The sequence below is a fragment of the Spiroplasma endosymbiont of Megaselia nigra genome, from assembly GCF_003987485.1.
Taxonomy (GTDB): domain Bacteria; phylum Bacillota_I; class Bacilli_A; order Mycoplasmatales; family Mycoplasmataceae; genus Spiroplasma.
In genome coordinates this window covers 1-1,946 of record NZ_RCOO01000199.1, presented here as the reverse complement: position 1 = coordinate 1,946, position 1,946 = coordinate 1, and the positions used below count along the sequence as shown (strand labels likewise).

Here is a 1,946-nt window from a genome sequence, read left to right as displayed (position 1 = left end):
GGCACAATTTAAAAACGCATTTACTGGTGGTTATAAAAATCAACATAGCAAAGCAAGTGAAAAAATCAATCAGTGATTTACTGATAAATAAATTTAAAAATATAATCTGTAACGCATCGAAAGTTATTTTAATGAATAACATCATATTAACTCAATGCGTTATAAACGATAAGAAAGGATTTTGTATAGTTATGGAATCAAAGCAAAACGAATGAGTAACAGTTAACATTTTGGCCCGCAGAAAACTAAAACGCGAAACCGAGAAAGCCGTTTTATTTTCTATCCCCAAACATAAAGGTTTGTCGGTGTGAATTAGTAAAAAATGTATTCACGCTTTGCGTAATGGAAAATTGTTTGCTGTGGGTATTAAAAAGAATGATGAATATACAATATGAACATATGACCCGAACGGCAAACAACATTTAAAAAGTGAAATTTGACAAGGTCAACACTTAATCAATTTGTATCAAGCGGAATTTAAAAAAATTGTTGCGTGACTTAACAAGCAACAAAAAATATAGGGGGTGAATAATTATGGATGATAATAAAGCACGCATTATTACAAAACGAGCAAGTAAAATTCGTTTTACGATTTCTAATGCTCTTGGTGGTATTGGCAAGGTTGAAATTGCCATTATTGTAATTGATTTTTTAATTACAGCGTTGATATTTTCTTTTTTATTTAAGTATCAAATAATCGCTAGTGTCCTTATAACGATTTTTATGTGATTAACAAGTTTAATTTTAATGTTTCCAACAAAAAACGGGATTAAACTATACAGTCTTATTTGAACAGCATTCAAATATATTTTTGTTAAAAAACAAAATAACGATGTTTTAAAAATTAGTAAAATTAAAAAAATTGAAAATAATGTTATTACTTTTTCAAATAAAGTTGCTGTTGTTTATCGTATTGAAGCGGTTGATATTTCTTTGGCAAATCAACAAGAACGCGATATCCCTATTTATAAATTATCGAGCATTTTCAAAACAATAGATATTGATTTTGAAATTTGTAAAATTCAAATTCCTTATGAATTTAACGAACAAATTAAACATATTGATAATTTAATTGAAAAAGAAAAAACTGAGTTTAAAAAAACTCAGTTAGCTAATTTAAAAAATTGATATTTGAATTTGCAATATGGTAATCAAAAATTAAAAACTGCATACTTTTTAAAGATTACCAGTGATAATGTGGCTTCAATAAATCAAAAATTAAGATATGTTATTAATGAATTTGATAATAACATTAAATTTATTAAAGCAATATTTGAAGAAACAAATTTGTTAGTTCAACGCAATATTATTCCAACGAATAATGTTGGCGATAAACCACATAAAATTAGACAATTTGCTAATTATGTGACAGTTGATAATAAATTTATTTCTTATTTAACTGTATCACAATATCCGTTGTTGGTGCCTGATACTTGGTTGGGCTATCTTGCAAATTTAAGCAATGTCAATGTCAATATTAAAGTTCATCATATTTCAGAACAAGCAGCATTGAAATTGCTTGACCGTGCCGTTAATCGTGCTGAAATTCAAACAACAAACAAAACAAGTGAAGAAATCAAATATCAATCATATTTGGAACATTTTACAGAATTGATGAATATGGTTCAAAATGGGGGCGAAACCTTGAAAATGGTTTCAATTATCTTCACTTGTTTTGCTGATACGAAAAAGGAATTAGATAGTATTAGAACAATGTTGATGAGTGAAATGACAAAAAAAGGTTTTGTCCCTGATGAATTAAAATTTCAGCAGTTAAAAGCATATAATTTTGTTTGAAACAACAATATTAAAAACAGTACTGAATGATGACAAGAAATGCCCGTTATTTCATTAGCAAGTAGTTATCCGTTTGTGGCAACACCTTTAAATGATCCCCATGGGCAACTCTTAGGTACGAATGATATTGATGAACCGATAAGTTTTGA

The 1,946-nt window shown here is 28.0% G+C and carries 2 protein-coding genes; both read left to right on the top strand.

Annotated elements, in window-relative coordinates; all coding sequences use genetic code 4:
* Positions 1 to 191 precede the first annotated feature (191 nt).
* Positions 192 to 521, top strand: coding sequence for a hypothetical protein (locus tag D9R21_RS06050; protein ID WP_126821492.1), 330 nt, complete (start codon positions 192 to 194; stop codon positions 519 to 521).
* A gap of 13 nt (positions 522 to 534) precedes the next feature.
* Positions 535 to 1,946 (top strand): hypothetical protein (locus D9R21_RS06045; protein ID WP_148108860.1); only part of this gene is annotated, 1,412 nt, incomplete at its 3' end.